22 protein-coding genes are annotated in these 21,170 nt (G+C 72.7%); 16 read left to right on the forward strand and 6 right to left on the reverse strand.

What is annotated here, in order from left to right; translation table 11 throughout:
• Positions 1 to 23 precede the first annotated feature (23 nt).
• The 12 genes from hutH to E8D34_RS18415 all read left to right on the forward strand — a co-directional run bounded on the left by hutH (position 24) and on the right by E8D34_RS18415 (position 12,253).
• Positions 24 to 1,565 carry a histidine ammonia-lyase gene (hutH, locus tag E8D34_RS18360; protein WP_136596116.1) on the forward strand — a complete coding sequence of 514 codons (1,542 nt, stop codon included), beginning with the start codon at positions 24 to 26 and terminating at the stop codon, positions 1,563 to 1,565.
• On the forward strand, positions 1,562 to 3,229 hold the full coding sequence (gene hutU / locus E8D34_RS18365) for a urocanate hydratase (RefSeq protein WP_136596117.1): 1,668 nt from the start codon (positions 1,562 to 1,564) through the stop codon (positions 3,227 to 3,229). Before hutH ends, hutU begins: the two co-directional genes overlap by 4 nt.
• Positions 3,226 to 4,446, forward strand: a complete 1,221-nt coding sequence (locus E8D34_RS18370) for an allantoate amidohydrolase (protein ID WP_240771450.1) — start codon at positions 3,226 to 3,228, stop codon at positions 4,444 to 4,446. The genes hutU and E8D34_RS18370 overlap by 4 nt, the downstream gene beginning before the upstream one ends.
• 39 nt (positions 4,447 to 4,485) lie before the next feature.
• Positions 4,486 to 5,808, forward strand: coding sequence for a formimidoylglutamate deiminase (locus E8D34_RS18375; protein ID WP_136596118.1), 1,323 nt, complete (start codon positions 4,486 to 4,488; stop codon positions 5,806 to 5,808).
• Complete coding sequence (gene hutI / locus E8D34_RS18380; RefSeq protein ID WP_136596119.1) at positions 5,805 to 6,992, forward strand: imidazolonepropionase; 1,188 nt, start codon at positions 5,805 to 5,807, stop codon at positions 6,990 to 6,992. The genes E8D34_RS18375 and hutI overlap by 4 nt, the downstream gene beginning before the upstream one ends.
• Positions 6,993 to 7,039: 47 nt before the next feature.
• Positions 7,040 to 7,234, forward strand: a complete 195-nt coding sequence (locus E8D34_RS18385) for a DUF3046 domain-containing protein (protein WP_136596120.1) — start codon at positions 7,040 to 7,042, stop codon at positions 7,232 to 7,234.
• A complete protein-coding gene (locus tag E8D34_RS18390) occupies positions 7,231 to 8,556 on the forward strand; it encodes an MFS transporter (protein ID WP_136596121.1) in 1,326 nt (441 codons plus the stop codon). Before E8D34_RS18385 ends, E8D34_RS18390 begins: the two co-directional genes overlap by 4 nt.
• A 290-nt stretch (positions 8,557 to 8,846) precedes the next feature.
• Positions 8,847 to 9,890: a recombinase RecA gene (gene recA, locus E8D34_RS18395; RefSeq protein ID WP_136596122.1), complete on the forward strand. Its 1,044-nt coding sequence runs from the start codon at positions 8,847 to 8,849 to the stop codon at positions 9,888 to 9,890.
• The gene (locus E8D34_RS18400) at positions 9,890 to 10,489 is read left to right on the forward strand and encodes a regulatory protein RecX (RefSeq protein ID WP_136596123.1); all 600 of its coding nucleotides are present in this window, start codon (positions 9,890 to 9,892) and stop codon (positions 10,487 to 10,489) included. Before recA ends, E8D34_RS18400 begins: the two co-directional genes overlap by 1 nt.
• Entirely contained in the window at positions 10,479 to 10,994 is a 516-nt protein-coding gene (locus tag E8D34_RS18405) for a phosphoribosyltransferase (protein ID WP_240771452.1), read from the forward strand. Before E8D34_RS18400 ends, E8D34_RS18405 begins: the two co-directional genes overlap by 11 nt.
• A 69-nt stretch (positions 10,995 to 11,063) precedes the next feature.
• Complete coding sequence (locus E8D34_RS18410; protein ID WP_136596124.1) at positions 11,064 to 11,831, forward strand: HipA family kinase; 768 nt, start codon at positions 11,064 to 11,066, stop codon at positions 11,829 to 11,831.
• Positions 11,828 to 12,253, forward strand: a complete 426-nt coding sequence (locus E8D34_RS18415) for a DUF3037 domain-containing protein (RefSeq protein WP_136596125.1) — start codon at positions 11,828 to 11,830, stop codon at positions 12,251 to 12,253. The genes E8D34_RS18410 and E8D34_RS18415 overlap by 4 nt, the downstream gene beginning before the upstream one ends.
• Before the next feature lie 74 nt (positions 12,254 to 12,327).
• Here the strand turns inward: E8D34_RS18415 and E8D34_RS18420 are convergent, their stop codons facing one another.
• The 4 genes from E8D34_RS18420 to E8D34_RS18435 form a co-directional block, all read right to left on the reverse strand.
• Positions 12,328 to 13,071: a sirohydrochlorin chelatase gene (locus E8D34_RS18420; protein ID WP_136596126.1), complete on the reverse strand. Its 744-nt coding sequence runs from the start codon at positions 13,069 to 13,071 to the stop codon at positions 12,328 to 12,330.
• A gap of 120 nt (positions 13,072 to 13,191) precedes the next feature.
• On the reverse strand, positions 13,192 to 13,938 hold the full coding sequence (locus E8D34_RS18425) for a phosphoadenylyl-sulfate reductase (RefSeq protein WP_136596127.1): 747 nt from the start codon (positions 13,936 to 13,938) through the stop codon (positions 13,192 to 13,194).
• Entirely contained in the window at positions 13,935 to 14,102 is a 168-nt protein-coding gene (locus E8D34_RS18430; RefSeq protein WP_136596128.1) for an Insertion element protein, read from the reverse strand. Before E8D34_RS18430 ends, E8D34_RS18425 begins: the two co-directional genes overlap by 4 nt.
• Positions 14,099 to 15,817 (reverse strand): nitrite/sulfite reductase, encoded by a 1,719-nt coding sequence (locus E8D34_RS18435; RefSeq protein WP_136596129.1) that lies wholly within the window; start codon positions 15,815 to 15,817, stop codon positions 14,099 to 14,101. The genes E8D34_RS18430 and E8D34_RS18435 overlap by 4 nt, the downstream gene beginning before the upstream one ends.
• 378 nt (positions 15,818 to 16,195) lie before the next feature.
• On the opposite strand from E8D34_RS18435, the gene E8D34_RS18440 reads away from it, so the two are divergent.
• The 3 genes from E8D34_RS18440 (at position 16,196) to E8D34_RS18450 (ending at position 19,771) form a co-directional block, all read left to right on the forward strand.
• Entirely contained in the window at positions 16,196 to 17,662 is a 1,467-nt protein-coding gene (locus E8D34_RS18440; protein WP_136596130.1) for a glycine hydroxymethyltransferase, read from the forward strand.
• A gap of 101 nt (positions 17,663 to 17,763) precedes the next feature.
• Entirely contained in the window at positions 17,764 to 18,642 is an 879-nt protein-coding gene (locus E8D34_RS18445) for a YihY/virulence factor BrkB family protein (RefSeq protein WP_240771453.1), read from the forward strand.
• A 10-nt stretch (positions 18,643 to 18,652) separates the two neighbouring features.
• Positions 18,653 to 19,771: a potassium channel family protein gene (locus tag E8D34_RS18450; protein ID WP_136596131.1), complete on the forward strand. Its 1,119-nt coding sequence runs from the start codon at positions 18,653 to 18,655 to the stop codon at positions 19,769 to 19,771.
• Positions 19,772 to 19,836: 65 nt separating this feature from the next.
• On the opposite strand, the gene trxA is transcribed toward E8D34_RS18450, so the two are convergent.
• A complete protein-coding gene (gene trxA, locus E8D34_RS18455) occupies positions 19,837 to 20,202 on the reverse strand; it encodes a thioredoxin (protein ID WP_136596132.1) in 366 nt (121 codons plus the stop codon).
• A 173-nt stretch (positions 20,203 to 20,375) separates the two neighbouring features.
• Here trxA and E8D34_RS18460 point away from each other — a divergent pair, with 173 nt between their 5' ends.
• Entirely contained in the window at positions 20,376 to 20,768 is a 393-nt protein-coding gene (locus E8D34_RS18460) for a hypothetical protein (protein WP_136596133.1), read from the forward strand.
• A 42-nt stretch (positions 20,769 to 20,810) separates the two neighbouring features.
• On the opposite strand, the gene E8D34_RS18465 is transcribed toward E8D34_RS18460, so the two are convergent.
• On the reverse strand, positions 20,811 to 21,143 hold the full coding sequence (locus E8D34_RS18465) for an SHOCT domain-containing protein (RefSeq protein ID WP_136596134.1): 333 nt from the start codon (positions 21,141 to 21,143) through the stop codon (positions 20,811 to 20,813).
• Positions 21,144 to 21,170 lie beyond the last annotated feature (27 nt).

Genomic DNA, 21,170 nt, shown 5'->3' on the forward strand with positions numbered 1-21,170 from the left:
CCCGGTGGGCGTTTGATGGAGCCATGCAGCAGTTCATCGAGGTCGGCACCGGACCGGTGTCGTTCGCCGACGTGATCGCCGTGGCCCGCAACGGGGCCGGCGTGCGACTCACCGAGGAAGCACAGCAGGCCATCAAGCACGCTCGCGGCGTCGTCGAGGAGCTGGCGTCCGCCCCGACGCCGGCGTACGGCATCTCCACCGGGTTCGGCGCCCTGGCGACCCGGCACATCCCGAACGAGCTGCGGGCCCAGCTCCAGCGTTCGCTGGTCCGGTCCCACGCCGCCGGCTCCGGCCCCGAGGTCGAACGGGAGGTGACCCGCGCGCTGATGCTGCTGCGGCTCTCCACGCTGGCCACCGGTCACACCGGCGTGCGCCTCGAGACCGCCCGGCTGATGGCCGACCTGCTCACGCACGGGATCACCCCGGTGGTGCACGAGTACGGCTCGCTCGGCTGCTCCGGCGACCTCGCCCCGCTCTCGCACTGCGCGCTCGCGCTGCTCGGCGAGGGCGACGTGCGCGACGCCGCCGGCACCCTGATGCCCGCCGCCGACGCGCTCGCCGCCGCCGGCCTGACGCCGGTCGAGCTCGCCGCCAAGGAGGGCCTGGCCCTCATCAACGGCACCGACGGCATGCTCGGCATGCTGGTGATGGCGCTGGACGACCTCGACCGCCTGATGCGCACCGCCGACATCGCCGCCGCGATGAGCGTGGAGGGCCAGCTCGGCACCGACCGCGTCTTCGCCGCCGACCTGCAGGCGATCCGCCCGCACCCGGGCCAGGCCTCCTCGGCCGCCAACCTGGTCGCGCTGCTCGCCGACTCCGGCGTCGTCGCCTCCCACCGCGGTCCCGACTGCAACAGGGTCCAGGACGCCTACTCGCTGCGCTGCACCCCGCAGGTGCACGGCGCCGCCCGCGACACCATGGCGCACGCCGCCAGCGTGGCCCGCGTCGAGCTCTCCAGCGCCGTGGACAACCCGGTGGTGATCGGCGACCGCGTCGAGTCCAACGGCAACTTCCACGGCGCGCCCGTCGCCTACGTGCTGGACTTCCTCGCGATCGCCGCCGCCGACATCGCCAGCATCAGCGAGCGTCGTACCGACCGCTTCCTGGACAAGGCCCGCAACCACGGCCTGCCGCCGTTCCTGGCCGACGACCCCGGCGTCGACTCGGGCCACATGATCGCCCAGTACACCCAGGCGGCGATCGTCTCGGAGCTGAAGCGCCTCGCGGTCCCGGCCTCGGTCGACTCGATCCCCTCCAGCGCGATGCAGGAGGACCACGTGTCGATGGGCTGGTCGGCCGCACGCAAGCTGCGTCGCTCGATCGACGGCCTCACCCGGGTGCTCGCCGTCGAGGTGCTCACCGCCGCCCGCGCGCTCGACCTGCGCGCCCCGCTCGACCCGTCCCCGGCCACCGGCGCCGTCGTCTCCCTGCTCCGGGAGAACGGCATCCAGGGCCCGGGCACGGACCGCTTCCTGGCCCCCGAGATCGCCGCCTGCGTCGACCTCGTCCGCAACGGCGCGGTCCTGACGGCCGCCGAGAACGTGATCGGAGAACTCGCATGACCGACCTGACCGAGCCCAACAACCCGCGGCTGCCCATCCACGCCGCCACCGGCACCGAGCTGACCGCGAAGTCGTGGCAGACCGAGGCGCCGCTGCGGATGCTGATGAACAACCTCGACCCCGACAACGCGGAGAACCCCGCCGACCTCGTGGTCTACGGCGGCACCGGCCGCGCCGCGCGCTCCTGGGAGGCGTACGACGCCATCGTCCGCGCCCTGCGCGACCTCGAGGCCGACGAGACCCTGCTCGTGCAGAGCGGCAAGCCGGTCGGCGTGATGCGGACCAACGAGTGGGCCCCGCGCGTGCTGATCGCCAACTCCAACCTGGTCGGCGACTGGGCCAACTGGGAGGAGTTCCGCCGCCTCGAGGACCTCGGCCTGACCATGTACGGCCAGATGACCGCGGGCTCCTGGATCTACATCGGCACCCAGGGCATCCTCCAGGGCACCTACGAGACCTTCGCCGCCGTCGCCGACAAGCGCTTCGGCGGCACCCTGGCCGGCACCATCACCGTCACCGCCGGACTCGGCGGGATGGGCGGCGCCCAGCCGCTCGCGGTGACCATGAACGACGGCGTCGCGATCTGCATCGAGTGCGACCCGCACCGCATCCAGCGCCGCCTGGAGACCCGCTACCTCGACGTGCAGGCCGACTCGCTCGAGCACGCCCTCGAGCTGGCGGTCCAGGCCCGCGACGAGCGTCGCGGCCTCTCGATCGGCGTCCTCGGCAACGCCGCCGAGATCCTCCCGCAGCTGCTGGAGATGGAGGCGCCGATCGACATCGTCACCGACCAGACCTCCGCGCACGACCCGCTGTTCTACCTCCCGGTCGGCGTGCCGTTCGAGGAGTGGCAGGCCCGGCGCGAGGCCGACCCGGTCGGCTTCACCAAGGAGGCCCAGGCCTCGATGGCCGCGCACGTGGCCGCCATGGTCGGCTTCATGGACAAGGGCGCCGAGGTCTTCGACTACGGCAACTCGATCCGCGACGAGGCGCGCAAGGGCGGCTTCGACCGCGCCTTCGACTTCCCCGGCTTCGTCCCCGCCTACATCCGTCCGCTCTTCTGCGAGGGCAAGGGCCCGTTCCGCTGGGCCGCGCTCTCCGGCGACCCCGCCGACATCGCGGCCACCGACAAGGCGATCCTCGAGCTCTTCCCGGAGAACGAGAAGCTGCGCCGCTGGATCACCATGGCCCAGGAGCGCGTCGAGTTCCAGGGGCTGCCGGCCCGCATCTGCTGGCTCGGGTACGGCGAGCGCCACCTCGCCGGCCTGAGGTTCAACGAGATGGTCGCCAACGGCGAGCTCAAGGCGCCGGTCGTGATCGGTCGCGACCACCTCGACTGCGGCTCGGTCGCCTCGCCGTACCGGGAGACCGAGGCGATGGCCGACGGCTCCGACGCGATCGCCGACTGGCCGCTGCTCAACGCGCTGGTCAACACCGCCTCGGGCGCCACCTGGGTGTCGCTGCACCACGGTGGCGGCGTCGGCATCGGCCGCTCGATCCACGCCGGTCAGGTGATCGTCGCCGACGGCACCGAGCTGGCCGCGCAGAAGATCGAGCGCGTGCTCACCAACGACCCGGGGATGGGCGTGATCCGTCACGTCGACGCCGGTTACGAGCGGGCCGAGGAGGTCGCCGCCGAGCGCGGCGTGCGGGTTCCGCGATGACCTCCTCCGCCAGCAACGGGCCGGATTTCGAGCAGATGTGGTCCGCGCTGCTGCCGATCGGACGGTCGGCGGCCAGCGGGGGCTACTTCCGCCAGCCCTGGCACGGCGCCGAGGTCGAGCTGCGCGCCTGGTTCGTCGAGGAGGCGGACCGGCGCGGGCTCGAGGTCGAGCACGACGCGTTCGGCAACATGGTCGCCTGGTGGCGCCCGGACGGCGCCGCGGGGCCCGCGGTGCTCACCGGCAGCCACCTCGACTCCGTCCTCGACGGCGGCGCGTTCGACGGTCCGCTCGGCGTGGTCTCCGCGCTGGCGGCGTACGACCGGCTGGTCGAGTCCGGTGTGCGGCCGGACCGCCCGCTGGCGATCGGCGTCTTCGCCGAGGAGGAGGGGTCGCGGTTCGGGCGCGCCTGCCTCGGCTCGCGCCTCGCGGTCGGCGCGGCGTCCTGGGAGGACGCGCGCTCCCTGACCGATGCCGACGGCGTGCGGCTCGGCGACGTCGTCGAGGGTGGCGCACCCTCCTCGTGGCTCGCCGGGGTCGGCGCCTACGTCGAGCTCCACGTGGAGCAGGGGCGCGGGCTGGTCGACCTCGATGCCGCTGTGGGGGCGGCGTCGGGGATCTGGCCGCACGGCCGGTGGCGCTTCGACTTCACCGGTCGGGCCGACCACGCCGGCGCGGCGCGGATGGAGGACCGGGCCGACCCGATGCTCTCCTACGCGATGACCGCGCTGGCGGCGAACAAGCAGGCCCGGCTCGCGGGCCAGCGGGCGACGTTCGGCCGGGTCGAGGTCGCGCCCAACGGGACCAACGTCGTCCCCTCGCGGGTCTCGGCCTGGCTCGACGCGCGGGCCGACTCCCCGTCGGGGATGGCCGACCTCGTCGCCGAGATCGAGCGTCAGGCGGCGGCGCGTGCCGAACGTGACGGGACCTCGCTGAGCGTGACCGCGGAGTCGGTCACCGGCGCGGTCTCCTTCGACCCGGTACTGAGGGGGCGGGTCGACGGACTTCTGGGTGGCGCGGTGCCGGTGCTGCCCAGCATCGCCGGCCACGACGCCGGCGTGCTGCAGGAGGCGGGCATCCCGACGGCGATGCTCTTCGTGCGCAACCCCACCGGGGTCTCGCACGCGCCGGCCGAGTCGGCGGGGACGGACGACTGCCTGGCCGGCGTCGAGGCGCTGGCGACGGCGCTGACCGGGCTGCTGACCGGTCCGGGCGAGTGATGGACGAGTGGGGCGATTGATGGACGAGGAGGGCGCGGCGTGACGTCGTACCTGCTGGAGCGCGCGTGGGTCGACGGCGCGATGCGCGACGACGTGCTGGTGACGGTCGAGGACGGGGTGTTCACGTCCGTCACTCCGGCCACCTCCGCGGAGGTTTCCTCCGGCGTGACGGGCAGTGCGATGGCACTCACGCCCGGGAATCCCCGGTCGACCGGGGATTCCGAGGCCCGCATCCCCGGCCTCACCCTGCCCGGCTTCAAGAACACCCACAGCCACGCGTTCCACCGCGCCCTGCGCGGCCGGGTCCAGGTGGGCGAGGGCAGCTTCTGGACCTGGCGCGACCAGATGTACGACGTCGCCAACCGCCTCGACCCGGACTCGTACCACGATCTCGCCCGGGCCACGTACGCCGAGATGGTCGCCGCCGGCTTCACGTCGGTCTCCGAGTTCCACTACGTCCACCACCAGCCCGACGGCACCCCGTACGACGACCCGAACGCCCTGGGCCACGCCCTGGTCGCGGCGGCGGCCGACGCCGGGATCCGGATCCGGCTGATCGACACCTGCTACCTCGCCGGCGGCATCGGCCAGCCCTTGGGGCCCCTCCAGCGGCGCTTCGACGACGGCGACGCCGACCGGTGGGCGGCGCGGATGGCCGAGATCGAGCACGACCAGGTCGGCGGCGCGATCCACTCGGTGCGTGCGGTGCCGCGCGACCAGCTCGCCACGGTGGCCGACGCCACCCACGGCAGGGAGCTGCACGTCCACGTCTCCGAGCAGCCGGCCGAGAACGAGGCCTGCCTGGCGGCGTACGGGATCACGCCGATCGGGCTGCTCGCCGAGGCCGGCGCGCTGGGGCCGCGGACCACCGCGGTCCATGCGACGCACCTGACCGACCGCGACATCGAGCTGCTGGCCGAGACGGACACCGAGGTCAGCTTCTGCCCGACCACGGAGCGCGACCTCGGCGACGGCATCGGACCGGCGCGGGCGCTCTACGAGGCCGGCGTCCGGCTGAGCCTGGGCAGCGACAGCCAGGCGATCATCGACCCGTTCGACGAGATGCGCGCGCTGGAGGGGCACGAGCGGCTCGCCTCGATCCGGCGCGGCCGGTTCACCGCCGGCCAGCTCCTCGGCTTCGGTGCCGGGCGGATCGCCGTCGGGGAGCCGGCGGACCTGGTCACCGTCGATCCCGCCAGCCCGCGGACCGCGGGCACCGGCGGCGACGAGCACACCGCGGTCTACGCGGCACACCCGGCGGACGTGCGCCGGGTGATGGTGGGGGGACGGGTCGTCTTCGACGGCGACCACGCCCAGGTGGGCGCGGACCTGGACCGCGCGATCGGAGGACTGTGGAGATGACCGCTCGGACGAGCTCGACCCTGCTGACCGGCATCGGCGAGCTGGCCACCAACGACCCGGCGCTCGACGGGGTGGCGCCGGGTCCGTTGGGGGTGCTCACCGACGCCGCCGTCGTCTGGGAGGCCGGCCGCATCGCCTGGGTCGGCCGTGGAGCGGACGCGCCCGCCGCCGACACCCGGATCGACGCCGGCGGGCGGGCGGTGATCCCGGGGTTCGTGGACAGCCACAGCCACCTGGTCTTCGCCGGCGACCGCTCCGAGGAGTTCCGGGCGCGGATGGCGGGGGAGCAGTACGCCGCCGGCGGGATCCGCACCACGGTGGCCGCCACCCGCGGCGCGAGCGACGACGACCTGCGCGCCAACGTCGCCCGCCACGTCGCGGAGATGCGCCGCCAGGGCACCACGCACGTCGAGATCAAGTCCGGCTACGGACTCAGCGTCGAGGACGAGGCCCGCGGGCTGCGCGTCGCCGGCGAGTTCACCGACGACACGACCTTCCTCGGCGCCCACGTCGTGCCGGCCGAGTACGCCGAGGACCCGGCCGGCTACGTCGACCTGGTCACCGGACCGATGCTCGAGGCGGCGGCCCCGCACGCGCGCTGGATCGACGTGTTCTGCGAGCGGGGCGCGTTCGACGTCGACCAGGCCCGCCGGATCCTCGAGGCGGGCGCGGCCGCCGGGCTGCGCGGCCGGCTGCACGCCAACCAGCTCACCTACGGCGGGGGCGTCCGGCTGGCCGCCGAGCTCGGGCTGGCCGCCGTCGACCACTGCACCTTCCTCGCCGACGAGGACGTCGCCGCGCTCGCCGACTCCGGGACCGTGGCGACGCTGCTGCCCGGCGTGGAGTTCTCCACCCGGCAGCCGTACCCGGACGCACGCCGGCTGCTGGACGCCGGCGTCCGCGTCGCGCTGGCCAGCGACTGCAACCCCGGCTCGTGCTACACCAGCTCGGTGCCGTTCTGCATCGCGGTGGCGGTGCGGGACATGGGGATGACACCCGCCGAGGCGGTGCACGCCGCGACCGCGACGGGCGCCGCCGCGCTGGGCCGCGACGACCTGGGGCGGGTGGCGGTCGGCGCCCGCGCGGACCTCACGCTGCTGGACGCGCCGAGCCACGTGCACCTGGCCTACCGGCCGGGCGTGCCGCTGGTGACGCGGGTCTGGCAGGAAGGCGAGGATGCCTGACGGCCATGCGGTCGCGGGCCGCGGGACCGGTCGGGGATGATGGCCGCGTGAGGCACACCGAGTTCTGGGCGCGGATGGAGGAGCACCTGGGCGCGTCGTACGCCTCGGCCTGGGCCGACCAGGTCGTGATGGGCTCCCTGGAGCACCGTACGGCGCGGGAGGCGCTGGAGGCCGGTGTGTCGCCCAAGGAGGTGTGGCGCGCGGTCCACGAGACGCTCGGGCTCCCGGAGCGCGAGCGTTGAGGCACCACGACGACCGGAGCGTCGCCCAGCGGCGTACGGTCCGGGTGCTGGTGCTGACGCAGGCGGTCGGCGCGATCGGCATCACGATCGGCATCGCGACCGCCTCGCTGCTGGCCCGCGACCTCTCCGGCTCGGAGGCGCTCTCCGGCCTGGCGCAGACCTCCCAGGTGCTCGGCGCCGCGGTCATCTCGTTCCTGCTGGCCGGGCTGATGGCCCGGCGCGGTCGCCGGTTCGGCCTGTGCACCGGCTACCTGCTGGGCGCCTCCGGCGGCGGGCTGGTGGTGCTCGCCGGCGTGCTCGGCTCGATGGTCCTGCTGCTGGCCGGGGCGGTCCTGCTCGGCGCCGCGACGGCGGCGAACAGCGCCGCCAGGTACGCCGCCACGGACCTGGCCACGGACGAGAACCGTGCGCGATCGCTCTCGCTGGTGGTGTGGGCGACGACCGTCGGCGCCGTCGCGGGCCCGAACCTGTCCGGTCCGGCCGGCTCCTTCGCGCGCACCGTCGGCATCCCCGAGCTGGCCGGCCCGTTCGCCATCGCCGCGGTCGGGATGCTCGCCGCCGCGATCGTGGTCGGCGTCGGGCTCCGCCCGGATCCGCTCCTGCTCGCCCAGCGCCTCGGCGAGTCGGCGGTCCCGCACGCCGCCGTACCGGTCCGCCGCCAGTCGTCGTGGACCGCGGCCCGTGCCGCGATCGGCGATCGCCCGGTCCTCGGCTACGCGATCGGCGGCCTGGCCATGGCGCACGCCGCGATGGTCGGCGTGATGGTGATGACGCCGCTGCACATGGAGCACGGGGGAGCCGAGCTCGAGGTGATCGGGCTGGTGATCAGCGGCCACGTGCTGGGCATGTTCGCCTTCTCGCCACTGGTGGGCGTGCTCGCCGACCGGCTGGGCCGGCCGCCGGTGCTGGGACTGGGCGGGTTCGTCCTGGTCGCGGCGCTGCTGCTCTGCGCCTCCTCGCCGGACGGCATGTCGTGGCAGGTGTCGTCGGGGCTGTTCCTGCTGGGCGTCGGGTGGTCGCTGGCGATGGTCTCCGCCTCGACGCTGGTGGCCGAGCACGCGCCGCTGGCGGCGCGCACCGCGGTGCAGGGCACCTCCGACCTGGTGATGGGCATGACCGCTGCGGGTGCCGGCGCCGCGGCGGGTCTGGTGGTCGACCTGGCCGGCTACCCGACGCTCGCGCTGGTGACGCTGGCGCTCGCCCTGGGCGTCGTCGGCGCGGCGGTCCGGGCGCACGCGGAGGCGCCGCTGCCGGCCGCCGACGCGCCCGACGACGGCGATCCCGCGGCGACCGCCGGTACGGCGGCCGCGTCCGGCGACTGATCGTCGGCAGCCCGCCTCGCGACACGCCGGGCGACACGCGGGTCCGACACCTCCACTTCGAACACGTGTTCGGCTACTGTTGGCGGTGACCACCCACCCTGCGCACACCGTCCGCAGTGCCGAGCGGTCCGGGACGAACCGTGGCAGCGCAAGCACATCGGGCTCGACCCCGGTGCAGCAGGGCACGGACGGTTGTGTCGGAGGCCCCGACTAGCGTCAGCGGCGAGATGACACGCAAGAGCACGAAGACCTCGAAGACTTCCACGCAGCCCAGCCCAAGGAGAGCAGACATGGCCGCTGACGACCGCATGAAGGCGCTCGATGCCGCGCTTCTCAACATCGAGAAGTCGTACGGCAAGGGCTCGGTGATGCGTCTGGGCGACGACACCCGCCCGCCCCTGGACGTGATCCCCACCGGCGCGATCGCGCTGGACGTCGCCCTCGGCATCGGCGGCCTGCCCCGTGGCCGCGTGGTCGAGGTCTACGGCCCGGAATCCTCCGGCAAGACGACGGTCGCGCTGCACGCGGTCGCCAACGCGCAGCGCGCCGGCGGCATCGTCGCGTTCATCGACGCCGAGCACGCCCTCGACCCGGAGTACGCCAAGGCCCTCGGCGTCGACACCGACGCGCTGCTGGTCTCGCAGCCCGACTCGGGTGAGCAGGCGCTGGAGATCGCCGACATGCTGATCCGCTCCGGCGCGCTCGACCTGATCGTCATCGACTCGGTGGCCGCGCTGGTGCCGCGGGCCGAGATCGAGGGCGAGATGGGCGACAGCCACGTCGGTCTCCAGGCCCGCCTGATGAGCCAGGCGCTGCGGAAGATGACCGGCGCGCTGAACCAGTCGAAGACGACCGCGATCTTCATCAACCAGCTGCGCGAGAAGATCGGCGTGATGTTCGGCTCGCCGGAGACCACCACGGGTGGTCGCGCGCTCAAGTTCTACGCCTCGGTCCGCCTGGACGTCCGCCGGATCGAGACCCTGAAGGACGGCACCGACATGGTCGGCAACCGGACCCGGGTCAAGGTCGTGAAGAACAAGGTCGCGCCGCCGTTCAAGCAGGCGGAGTTCGACATCATGTACGGCCAGGGCATCAGCCGTGAGGGTGGCCTGATCGACGTGGGTGTCGAGGCGGGCCTCGTGCGCAAGGCCGGCGCTTGGTACACCTACGAGGGCGACCAGCTCGGCCAGGGCAAGGAGAACGCCCGGAACTTCCTCAAGGACAACCCGGACCTGGCCAACGAGCTGGAGAAGCGGATCCTGGAGAAGCTGGGCGTCACGCCGAGCGTCGAGGACGACCTCTCTGACGAGCCGATCGGCGTCGACAGCTTCTGATGCTCGACGCCGAGGAGTTCGCGCGGGCGCGGCTGGCCGTCGGGGGTGCGCCCGCGGCCGCCGCCCCGGCGTCGGAGGCGGCGGGACCCGCGCCCGACGCGGAGCAGGACCCGGAGGCCGACCACGAGGCGGTCGCCCGCAAGATCCTGCTGGACCAGCTGACCGGCCAGGCGCGCAGCCGCCACGAGCTCGCTGCCCGCCTGGCCCGGCGCAACGTCCCGGAGGAGATCGCCACCCCGTTGCTCGACCGGTTCACCGAGGTCGGCCTGATCGACGACGAGGCGTTCGCCCGGGAGTGGGTGGACAGCCGTCGCCGCACGCGTGGGCTGGCGCGACCAGCGCTCGCCCAGGAGCTGCGTCGCAAGGGCATCGCCGACGAGACCGTGCGTGAGGTGCTCGACGAGGTGGACCCGGCCGCGGAGTCGGAGTCGGCCCGCCTGCTGGTCCGGAAGAAGCTGCGCAGCATGCGGGCGCTCGACGAGACGGTGGCGCTCCGCCGGCTCACCGGGATGCTCGCGCGGAAGGGCTATTCGGCCGGTGTCGCCTTCGCGGTGGTGCGCGAGGAGCTCGGTGCCACAGAATGGGCCGATGAGCTCTGAGATGACCGAGTCCGCGCCGGAGCGGGAGGTTCTGACCTACGAGGCGTTCGGCGATGCCGTGCGCGACCTGGCCCGCCAGATCGTCGACGACGGCTTCGAGCCGGACATCGTCCTCGCGATCGCACGAGGCGGACTGGGGCTGGCCATGGGCCTTGCCTACGCCCTCGACGTGAAGAACCTGTCGGCCGTCAACGTCGAGTTCTACACCGGCATCGACCAGCGGCTCGACGTGCCGATGATGCTGCCCCCGACGCCGGCGGCGGTGGACCTGACCGGCATGAAGGTCCTGATCGCCGACGACGTCGCCGACAGCGGGCGCACGCTCGAGGCGGTGCAGAAGTTCTGCGCGGACCACGTGCTCGAGGCCCGCACCGCTGTCGTCTACGAGAAGCCGCGCTCGGTGATCAAGCCGGAGTACGCCTGGAAGTCGACCGACCTCTGGATCGACTTCCCGTGGTCCTCCGAGCCGCCGCTGGTCAACCGCCGCGGCGGGATGGCGCACTGACCGGCGCTCAGCCGCGGAGACCCGAGGCCAGCGGCAGGGTCGGCGGCACGTCCACCTAGAGTGTCCGCCGTGCTGTCGACCGTCGTCGTGAACCGCTACGTCACCCCGCTGCGCGAGGGTGGCAGCCTTCCCGGCATCGTGGAGGGCGACGACCTCGGCACCTACGTGTGCAAGTTCCGTGGAGCCGGTCAGGGGCTGCGCGTCCTGGTCGCCGAGGTGATCGTGGCCGGACTCGCCCGGCGGCTGGAGATCCCGACCCCGGATCAGGTGGTGCTGGACCTCGACCCGGCGATCGCGCGCTACGAGGCCGACGAGGAGGTCCAGGACCTGCTCAACGCCAGCACGGGGCTGAACCTCGGCATCGACTTCCTGCCCGGCGCGTTCGGCTTCGACTCCTCCGTCGAGCCGGCGCCGGAGGTGGCGGGCCGCGTGCTGTGGCTCGACGCGCTGACCGCGAACGTCGACCGCAGCTGGCGCAACCCCAACCTGCTGGTCTGGGGCGGCGTGCTGCACGCCATCGACCACGGCGCCTCGCTCTACTTCCACTACTCCTGGCCGGGCGGTCCAGGCGATCCCCAGCGGTTCGCCCGACAGCCGTTCGACGTCAGCGAGCACATCTTCGCCCGGTTCGCGGGGGCCGCCCGCGACCAGGACGAGGCCCTGGCCGCGCTGCTCGACCGCGAGGCGCTGTACGCGACCGTCGCCGAGGTCCCCGACGAGTGGCTGGAACCGGTGCCGGATGCGGAGACACCGGAGCTCGTCCGGGAGCGCTACGTCGACTTCCTCGCCGCTCGCGTCGCGGGCGAGCGCGGCTGGCTGCCCGAGGTGACCCGATGAGCACCACCACGCCCGCGCCCTACCAGTACGTCGCCCTCCGCTGCGTGCCGCGGGTGGAGCGCGAGGAGTTCATCAACGTGGGCGTCGTGCTCTACTGCCCCGACCGGTCCTTCCTGGGATCGCTGTCGCTGGTGGACGACGCCCGTCTCGCCGCGCTGGCGCCGGCCCTCGACGCGGCCGCGGTCCGCGCGGCGCTGGCCTCGGTCGAGGCGGTGTGCCGCGGCGAGGCGCACGCCGCCTTCGGGGTCGGTCAGCGCGCGACGGCGTACGGCACGCGGGAGGCGAAGGACGACCAGGGCACCCGGTTCGGGCTGCTCAAGGCGCCCCGCAGCACCGTGATCCAGCCCGGTCCGGTGCACGGCGGGCTCACCACGGACCCGGGGCGCACGCTGGAGCGCCTCCTCGAGAGCCTGGTCGGCTGAACCGGGCGGACACCACGTCCGCGCGTCGGCACCGGCCGTCAGCCGCTCGGGCCGTCGGCCGGTGCCGGTTGCGCTCAGACCGGGACCAGCTCGACGGCTCCCACGGCGTACCGCGCCAGGATGATGCGGGCCACCTCGGGGTGGGCGCCGAGCGGCTCCGACACGGCGACCGCGCCGGCCTCCAGCGCGAGCTCGGTCGCCCGGTCCAGCAGCGTGCCCGGCGCCAGGAACAGGGAGCCCACGGCGATGTGGCGACGGCCCTCGCCGCGAAACGCCCGGACGGCCTCGCCGGTCGCCGGCGGCGCGCTGGTCGCGTACGCCGCGGTGACGGGGAGCTTGTGGTGGGTACCCCACACGCGGGCCAGCCTGGCGACTGCCTGGTTGGCCAAGGGGTCCGAGGTGCCGGCGGCGGCCAGCACGAGCGCGTCGAGCTCGCGCACCCGAGCCTCCTTGAGAGCGACCCGGAGGCGCTGGTCGAGGACCTCGAGGAAGCAGGCCTCGAGACCGAGCACCGGGGTGGCCTGGATCTTCAGGCCGGGGTGGCGCTCGGTCGCCTCGGCGATCATCGCCGGGACGTCCACGCGGGCGTGGAACGCTTCGATGAGGAGCAGCGGTACGACGACGATCTCGTCGTACCCGGCCCGCACCAGCTTGTCGACGACGGTCTGGAAGCCGGGCTTGGAGCGCTCCAGGAACGCGCGCTCGATCCGGAGGTCGGGGCGCTGTGCCTTGGCTTCGTCGACAAGGGCAGTGATCGTGGCAGCGGAGCGCGGGTCACGACTGCCGTGGGCCAGAGCCACCAGGGCGGGAGCGGTCATCTTCTCGCTCCTCCTCTCATACATCAGCTACTTCATCGGTGCTTCGCGGTGCTGCTGGGCAGCTCTGCTGTTGTGCTGGGCTCGCGGCCGGCCGGGGCCGATCTCGCGCTGCGGGTCCGCTCAGGAGTGGATGCCGCACTCGGTCTTGTTCATGCCTGCCCACCGGCCACTGCGTGCGTCCTCGCCAGGCGCCACCCGCCGGGTGCAGGGTGCGCAGCCGATGGAGGGGTAGCCGTCGTAGACCAGCGGATTGACGAGCACGCCGTTCTCGACGATGTAGCGCTCGACCTGCTCGTCGCTCCACCGGGCGATGGGGGAGACCTTGACCTTGCCCTTCTTGGCATCCCAGCCGATCACCGGGGCGATCACCCTGTTGTGGGTCTCGGCGCGCCGCAACCCCGTCGCCCACGCGTCGTAGCCGGCCAGCGACTCCGCCAGCGGCTTGACCTTGCGCAGCGCGCAGCAGAGGTCGGGGTTGGTCCGGTAGAGGTCCTTGCCGAGCTCGGCGTCCTGCTCGGCCACGCTCTGGGTCGGCGTGATCGTGATCAGGTTGACGTCCATCGTCGCCGCGACGGCGTCGCGGGTGCCGATCGTCTCGACGAAGTGGTAGCCGGTGTCGAGGAAGACGACGTCGATCCCGGGCACCACCTTCGCGGCGAGATCGGCGAGGACGGCGTCACCCATCGAGGAGGTCACGCAGAAGCGCTCGCCGAAGGTGGCCGCGGCCCACTCGATGATCACCTCGGCGGGCGCCAGCTCGAGCTCGGCGCCCCAGTGGGAGACGATCTCGCGCAGCTCCTCCGGCGTGCGGCCGTCGGTGTGGGCGCCACGGAAGTCCCGCGCCTGGGCGGTGGTGCGCGCGCTCATCGGGAGCCGCCCGGGCGCACCATGCCCAGCATCGTGACGGTGAAGGCGCGCAGGCACGAGCGGCACTCCCAGCCGCGCTCGGCCGGGAACAGGTCGGTCTCGCCGCAGTAGGGGCAGTGGAACGGGACCGCCCGCTCGCCCGCGCCGCCCGCGCCGGCGCTCATGCGGTCGGCTCCAATGTCTTGTCCCCGCGCAGCAGGTCGTCCTCGGCGCGCGCGGCCCAGGAGGTGAAGGACTCACCCTCGGTGCGGTCGGCCAGGAAGTTGCTGACGACGCTGGTGACGTAGTCGTCGAGGCCCGCGCTGGTCACCTTGTGCGCGCGCAGCTTGCGCCCGAAGTTGGCGTGCAGCCCGGTGGCGCCGCCGAGATGGACCTGGAAGCCCTCGACCTGCTCGCCCTCGTGCATGACGAGCTGGCCCTTGAGGCCGATGTCCGCGACCTGGGTGCGGGCGCAGGCGTTCGGGCAGCCGTTCACGTTGACCGTGATCGGGACCTCGATGTCGGGGAACCGCCGCTCGAGCTCGGCGACGAGGTCGCGGGCCCGGTTCTTGGTGTCGACGATCGCGAGCTTGCAGAACTCGATGCCGGTGCAGGCCATCGTGTTGCGCCGCCACTGGGACGGGCGGCCGGAGAGGCCGATCTCGTCGAGGCGGTCGAGCAGGGACTCGACGCGATCGGGAGCCACACCGATCAGCACGATCTTCTGGTACGGCGTGAGGCGGGCGCCGGCGACGCCGTACTCGGCCATCAGGTCGGCGAGCTTGACCAGCAGGCTGCCGGAGACCCGGCCGACCGTCGGTGCCAGGCCGATGTAGACGTTGCCGTCCTTCTGGGCGTGGACCCCGATGTGGTCACGGTGCCCGACCGGCGTCTCGGGGGAGTCCAGGCGGACCAGCTGGCGGCCGAGGTACTCGTTCTCCAGCACCTCACGGAACTTCTCCACGCCCCAGTCGGCGACCAGGAACTTGAGTCGCGCGCGGGAGCGCAGCCGCCGGTAGCCGTAGTCGCGGAAGATGCTGGCGACGCCGGACCACACGTCCGGCACCTCGTCCAGCGGCACCCACACGCCCAGCTTCTGGGCGAGCATCGGGTTGGTGGAGAGGCCGCCGCCTACCCAGACGTCGAAGCCCGGGCCGTGCTCGGGGTGCACGCTGCCGACGAACGAGACGTCGTTGGTCTCGGGGGAGACGTCGTGGCTCGGGTGGCCGGTCAGGGCGGTCTTGAACTTCCGCGGGAAGTTCGAGAACTCCGGGTTGCCGATGTAGCGGCGCTCGATCTCCTCCAGTGCGGGCGTCCCGTCGATGATCTCGTCGGCGGCGACGCCGGCCACGGGGGAGCCGAGGAAGGGGCGCGGCGAGTCGCCGCAGGCCTCGAGCGAGTGCAGGCCGACCTGGTCCAGGCGGTCCCAGATCGCGGGCACGTCCTCGATCCGGATCCAGTGGTACTGGATGTTCTCGCGGTCGGTGACGTCCGCGGTGTCGCGGGCGTAGTCGACGCCGATCTGGCCCAGGGCACGCACCGCGTCGGCGCTGAGCAGCTTGCCGTCGGAGCGGACCCGGAGCATGAAGAACCGGTCGTCGAGCTCCTCCTCGGGCAGCGATCCGGTCTTGCCGCCGTCGATGCCGGGCTTGCGCTGGGTGTAGAGGCCCATCCAGCGGAACCGGCCGCGCAGGTCGGCGGGGTCGATCGAGTCGAAGCCTCGCTTGGAGTACACGTGGAGGATCCGGGCCCGCACGTTGAGCGGGTCGTCGTCCTTCTTGGACTGCTCGTTCTTGTTCAGCGGCTCGGTGTACCCGAGTGCCCACTGGCCCTCGGCGCGGCGCGGGCGGGGGATCTCGGTGTGCTGGGCCTTCTTGGCCTGGAAACGAGGGTCGGACATGGCGAGGTGAGGTCCTTCGGGTGGAGCGCGCCCGGGCGTCGGTGGCGTGGAGGCGCAGTGTGAGGGGGCCGGCTGGGGGGACTCAGCGGGGCCAACACATCGCGCTGCGGGTGCGCCCGAGGTCCACGTGGCGACGTACCACGAGGAAGGCGTGCGTTGCAGCGGTGACCATGGGGAAGAGTCTCACCCTGCGGACGCCCGGTTCACAACGTCGAATCTCATGTGGTGGACAGGAATCCCAGGATATGGAACATCGGCCGGCCGTCTTCCGCCTGAGCCCGCCGCCGGTGCGACGCATGTCACATGCGCCCGCCGGCCGCATTCCGCCACGCTCGCCCTTATCGAGGTGGCGCCTCCGCCGCCGATACGCTGTGCGGCATGAGCGACAACGCCGCCGTGCCCCCCGCTGATTCCGCCGCCCTGGTCTCGAGCGCCTACCAGCAGGCCCTCGAGGTGATCGCCGCCGTCGAGCCCCGCGTCGCGGACGCGACCCGCCAGGAGCTGGCCGACCAGCGGGCCTCGCTCAAGCTGATCGCCTCGGAGAACTACGCCTCGCCGGCGGTGCTGCTCACCATGGGCACCTGGTTCTCCGACAAGTACGCCGAGGGCACCGTCGGCCACCGGTTCTACGCCGGCTGCCAGAACGTCGACACCGTCGAGGCGCTCGCGGCCGAGCACGCCCGTGAGCTCTTCGGCGCCCCGTACGCCTACGCGCAGCCGCACTCGGGCATCGACGCGAACCTGGTGGCGTTCTGGTCGATCCTGGCCCACCGTGTCGAGGGGCCGTGGCTGGAGAAGTACGGCGCCAAGAACGTCAACGACCTCTCCGAGGCCGACTGGGAGGCGCTCCGCCACGAGCTGGGCAACCAGCGGCTGCTCGGCATGTCGCTGGACGCCGGCGGCCACCTGACCCACGGCTTCCGCCCGAACATCAGCGGCAAGATGTTCCACCAGCAGCAGTACGGCACCGACCCCGAGACCGGTCTGCTGGACTACGACGCGGTCCGCGCCAAGGCCAAGGAGTTCAAGCCGCTGGTGCTGGTCGCCGGCTACTCGGCGTACCCGCGGCGGGTGAACTTCGCGAAGATGCGTGAGATCGCCGACGAGGTCGGCGCCACGCTGATGGTCGACATGGCCCACTTCGCGGGCCTGGTCGCCGGCAAGGTGTTCACCGGCGAGGAGAACCCGGTCCCCTACGCCCACATCACCACCACGACGACCCACAAGTCCCTGCGTGGTCCCCGCGGCGGCCTCGTGCTCGCCCAGGAGGAGTACGCGTCGTCGGTGGACCGTGGCTGCCCGATGGTCCTCGGCGGCCCGCTCTCGCACGTGATGGCCGCCAAGGCGGTGGCGCTGGCCGAGGCCCGCCAGCCGGCGTTCGCCGACTACGCCCAGCGCGTCGCCGACAACGCGCAGTCGCTGGCCGACGGCTTCCTCAAGCGCGGTGCGCGGCTGGTCACCGGCGGCACCGACAACCACCTGGTGCTGCTCGACGTCTCCGGCTTCGGCCTGACCGGCCGGCAGGCGGAGTCGGCGCTGCTCGACGCCGGCGTGGTCACCAACCGCAACTCGATCCCGTCCGACCCGAACGGGGCCTGGTACACCTCCGGCATCCGCCTGGGCACGCCGGCGCTGACCACGCGCGGCTTCGGCCACGACGAGTTCGACCGGGTGGCAGAGCTGATCGTCGAGGTGCTCAACGGCACCGAGGCCGGCACCACCAAGGCCGGGACGCCGTCGAAGGCGTCGTACGCGATGGCGGACGGCATCGCGGACCGCACCCGCGCCGCCTCGGCGGAGCTGCTGGACAAGCACCCGCTCTACCCGGGCCTGGAGCTGGTCTGAGCGACCCCGACGCCACACCGGCCCCGGAGCCCGGCGCCTCGGACGATCGAGCGAACGGGCCGGTGTGGCGGCGAGCCCTGCACCAGCTGTGGCGGGTGGTCGTGGCCACAGTCGACTCGTGCCTGCGCTATCGGGTGACCGGTCTCGCGGCGGAGGGCGCCTTCTTCGCGGTGCTCTCCGTGCCGCCGCTGATCTTCGCGCTGGCGGGGTCGGTCGGCTACGTGTCCGACCGGTTCAGCGCCGACCAGGTCGAGGTCGTCCAGGCGTCGGTGATCGACCTCTTCTCGACGTTCCTCACCGACCGGGCCGTGCACCGCGTCATCGAGCCGACCATGGAGGACGTCCTCGGCAGTGGCCGGTTCGACGTCATCTCCGTGGGCTTCGTGCTCGCCCTCTGGTCGGGGTCGCGCGCACTCAACGTCTTCGTCGACACGATCACGATCATGCACGGGCTGGGTGGGCACCGCGGGATCGTGCGGACCCGCGCGCTGTCGTTCCTGCTCTACGTGCTGGCCCTCGTCACCGGCGCGATCACCATCCCGCTGGTGGTCGCCGGGCCGGCGCTGGTCCAGGAGGCGCTGCCCGACCGAGCCGACTTCCTGATGCACTTCTACTGGCCGGTCGTGGTCGTGGTGTGCATCTGCTTCCTCGCGACGCTCTACCACTTCTCGGTGCCGGTCCGGACCAGCTGGAGCTTCAACCTGCCCGGGGCCACCTTCTCGTTGCTGGCCTGGATCGCGGGCTCGACGATGCTGCGCTGGTTCCTGACCGTCACCGCCGCCGACTCCCGGTCCGTCTACGGGCCGCTGGCCGCGCCGATCGCCATCCTGCTCTGGCTCTACCTCGTGGCCCTCGCCGTGCTGATCGGCGCCGCGGTGAACGCTGCGTTCGACACGGTGTTCCCGCAGCAGGCCACGAGCAGGGCGCGCCGCGACCTGGTCAACCGCCTCCTCCGCCGTCCCGCGCCGCGGGTGGACTAGATTCGCCGCCGTGAGTGAGGTGTCGAGCGATCCGTCCATCGACGGCGCTGCCCTGGGCAGGGTGGTGCTGCCGGAGCGGTCGCGTTCGCCCTGGTGGGAGCTGGGGCGCCGGCTGCTCGCCGCAGCGGCGATCCTGGTCGGCACGGTGCTGGTCGTGTACCTCGACCGCGGCGGCTATCGGGATGCCGGAGACGCGACGCTGGTCAACCCGAACGGGACGGTCTCGGCGATCGACGCGCTGTACTACACCACGGTCACCCTGAGCACGACCGGGTACGGCGACATCGCTCCGGTCACCGACAACGCCCGGCTGATCAACGCGTTCGTGATCACCCCGGCCCGCATCGCGTTCCTGGTGCTGCTGATCGGCACCACGCTCGAGGTGCTCGCGCAGCGCGGTCGCGAACAGTTCCGGATCGGTCGATGGAGGAAGCAGATGGGACACCACGTCGTGGTGATCGGTTACGGGACCAAGGGGCGCAGCGCGATCGACACGCTGGTCAGCAACGGTCTGGACCGGGAGAAGGTGGTGGTCGTCGACCCCGACGCGACGGCGTTGGCGACGGCCAACGCGCAGGGGCTGGCCGTGATCAGCGGCGACGCGACCCGCCGTGAGGTGCTGAACCAGGCCGGGGTGGCCGAGGCGGACCAGATCATCATCACCACCGACGACGACGCCACGAACGTGCTGGCGGCGCTCACGGTGCGCCAGGCGAACCCGGAGGCCTGGATCGTGGCGTCGGTGCGGGAGCACCAGAACGCGCCGCTGATGAAGCAGTCCGGCGCCGACTCGGTGATCACGTCGTCGGATGCTGTCGGCCGCCTGCTCGGCCTGTCGACGCTGTCGCCGAAGCTGGGCTCGGTGATGGAGGACCTGCTCACCTACGGCGAGGGCCTCGAGGTCGCCGAGCGCGAGCTGCTGGTCTCCGAGGTGGGGCGTCCGCCCCAGTCGCTGCCCGACCAGGTGATCGCCGTCGTCCGCGACGAGAAGGTGTACCGGTACTTCGACCCGGTGGTGACGCTGCTCGCGCGTGGCGACCGGCTGATCGTGGTCCGGCCCGCCCGGGAGCTGCCGTGGGCGCCGCGGCCCGGCACCCACAACGAGGAGCTCGCCACCGAGGGCGAGTGATCGCGCCGCCCGGCCGCGCGCCTCGCGCCCCGGCGCCAGGCCTGGTCAGGCCTGGTCAGGCCTGGTCAGGCCTGGTTCTGCTCGGGCGCCTCGGCCATCGCCGCCTCGACGTCGAACTCGCGTACGGCGCTGATCACCTGCTCGAGGGCGGGCGCCGGCAGCGCGCCGGCCTGGGAGAAGACCAGGGCACCCTTCTTGAACGCCATCAGCGTCGGGATCGAGGTGATCCGGGCGGCGCCGGCGAGCTCCTGCTCGGCCTCGGTGTCGACCGAGCCGAAGACGACGTCGCCGTGCTGCTCGGCCGCGGCCTGGTAGATCGGCGCGAAGTTGCGACAGGGGCCACACCACGACGCCCAGAAGTCGACGAAGACGATCTCGTTGTCGAGGACGGTCTGCTCGAAGTTGGCGGCGGTGAGGTCAACAGTGCTCATGACTTCTTCAACGTGGCCCGCCTGGCAACCATTCCGCGGCGCGCCGAGGGATTTGTGACGTTCGCCGCACCCGGTTCCGGTGCTGCCCCGGAGCGGCGCACGGACGCGGAAGGTGTGGGCGACATGAGGCTGGGTAGGGGGCGGGGGACAGTGGATTCCGAGGAGGAGTGCCGATGCCCACGATCGACGTGAACGACGAGATGGAACAGCTGGCCGCGCAGATGGAGCACGTCGCCGAGGTGGTCTCGCCCCGGGTCGAAGCGGCCGCGCAGGTCCTGGCCGAGAAGAGCGCCGAGCTCGGGGAGGTCATCGCCGAGCGTGGCGGCGAGGTCGCGGACTCGGTGGTGGCCCACCTGCCGGAGAACGTCGCGGAGTACCTGCCCGAGGACGAGGGGAGTCGCCGGGGGGTGGTGGTGCTCGTGCTGGGCGCGCTGGTGGCCGCCGCGGTGGCCGCCGTGGTGCTCGCCCGCCGGTCCCGGACGTCCGGCTCCGGCCCCGCCCCGCAAGCGACCGGGATCGCCGGCGACCCGACGGCGGAGCCCGACGCGGGCGGTCCGCAGGGCTGAGCGCGCGGCCGAGGACACGCGCTGCGGGACGCGCCTGCTCGGTCAGCCGAGCAGGCGCGCCTTCGCGGCCGCGAACTCCTCCTCGCTGAGCAGGCCGTTGGCCCGCATGTCGGCGAGCTGGGAGAGCTTCGCCATCATGTCGTCGCCCGCACCGCCGGACGCAGGGGCCGCCGGGGCCGGCGCGGCCTGCTGGGGCGGGGCGGCGTACGCCTGCTGGGGAGGGGCCGCGTAGGCCTGCTGGGCCTGGTCGGCCGCCCGTCGCTGCTGTCGTCGGGCCACGTTGCCGGAGACCGCCTGCGCCGTGCCGGCGATCACCGCGGTCCGAGCCGCCGTGCCGATCAGCCCGGGTCGGCCGATGCGTCGCTGTCCGATCATGGTGTCGTCCTCTCCACTACTCGTCCT

The organism is Nocardioides sp. GY 10113 (assembly GCF_004919105.1).
In the GTDB taxonomy this organism is placed as follows: Bacteria; Actinomycetota; Actinomycetes; order Propionibacteriales; family Nocardioidaceae; genus Nocardioides.